The organism is Methylophaga sp. UBA1464 (assembly GCF_002325665.1).
Classification (GTDB): Bacteria; Pseudomonadota; Gammaproteobacteria; order Nitrosococcales; family Methylophagaceae; genus Methylophaga.
The window spans coordinates 9,660-10,888 of record NZ_DCSO01000059.1 but is presented as its reverse complement, the minus strand read 5'-3'; the positions used below and the strand labels follow the sequence as shown (position 1 = coordinate 10,888).

Genomic DNA, 1,229 nt, shown 5'->3' with positions numbered 1-1,229 from the left:
AGAGTTACGACTTGCACAGACAGCGCTGGGCGAAATTACCGGTACTTTCACTAACGAAGACCTGCTGGATCATATCTTTTCCAGCTTTTGTATCGGAAAGTAATTTTTATGAGTGCCGAGTTTCCATATCAGGACACTCAAATCAGCGCTTTACATGAAGTCCGACATCAACAAATCCTCAAATTAGTTCAACAAAGTGGTGTCAGGCAAGTTCTGGATTTAGGTTGTGGTTCAGGTAATTTTCTATGGCAATTGCTCAATGAAACTCAAATTGAGCAAGCTATTGGCGTTGAACAATCCGGTTTATCTTTAATGCAGGCCCGTGAAAAACTTGCGGTTTATCTCGACGCAACTCCTTGCCGGCTCACATTAATTAACGGTTCTTACGCCGATCCTCATCCAGAACTGTCTGGCTTTCCGTTGGCAGTGATGATTGAAACCATTGAACATGTTGCGCCGAAGCATTTATCTCAAGTTGAAAAAAATGTTTTTGCGGTGATGTGTCCAAAGCAGATCATCCTCACTACGCCGAATAGTGAGTACAATCCTTTATACGGTCTGAATCCGGGCGAGTTCAGGGACCCGGATCATCAGTTTGAGTGGACACGGCATAAATTTCAACAATGGGCCAGAGGCGTGGCTGTCCGTCATAATTATGAAATACATTTTTCAGGAATTGGGGAGGCAGATCTGCAATTAGGTTCACCCACCCAGATGGCAGTATTTCAGCAGCTTTGAAACTCATCTGTCATGGAATTGCCACGCAAATACCATAGCCTTTCGGCATAACGTGGTCAGTGCGTTACAATATTTCCACCATTCTTTTATGCGAAATCTAATCATTCAGGAGCCAGCATGCTGCGTCTATACAAAATTGCTCATGGCTTAATTAAGGAAATCAAAGTTGAAGGCGAGGTGTCGGGGCATCACTTAAAAGAAGCTGACTGGATTGATGCGTTAGAGCCTGATGATGATGAACGCGCATTACTTGCTACCTTATTCAGTGATGAAGTGCCAGATGTTGATGATGTCGAGGAAATCGAAGCATCAGCCCGCTGTTTTACCGATCAGGATGGACTGCATGTGCATTCATTGTTTCTCGGTTATTCAGAAGGACGGCATCACACGGTATCCGTGGCATTCATTCTGCAACAAGATCGGTTAATAGCCATTCGTGATGGAGAATTAAGTGATTTCCGTTTATTACGAATGCGTGCTCGCCGCGGTCA

The 1,229-nt window shown here is 44.3% G+C and carries 2 protein-coding genes; both read left to right on the top strand.

The features are described 5' to 3' along the window. Positions 1-108 precede the first annotated feature (108 nt). Positions 109-738: a methyltransferase gene (locus B3O33_RS07340; protein ID WP_292361316.1), complete on the top strand. Its 630-nt coding sequence runs from the start codon at positions 109-111 to the stop codon at positions 736-738. A 117-nt stretch (positions 739-855) separates the two neighbouring features. Beyond that, on the top strand, positions 856-1,229 hold a 374-nt coding region (locus B3O33_RS07335), incomplete at its 3' end, for a CorA family divalent cation transporter (protein ID WP_292363298.1).

Coding starts and splice junctions, on each gene's coding strand:
- B3O33_RS07340 (WP_292361316.1), top strand. CDS start 109: ATGAGTGCCGAGTTTCCATATCAGGACACTCAAATCAGCGCTTTACAT.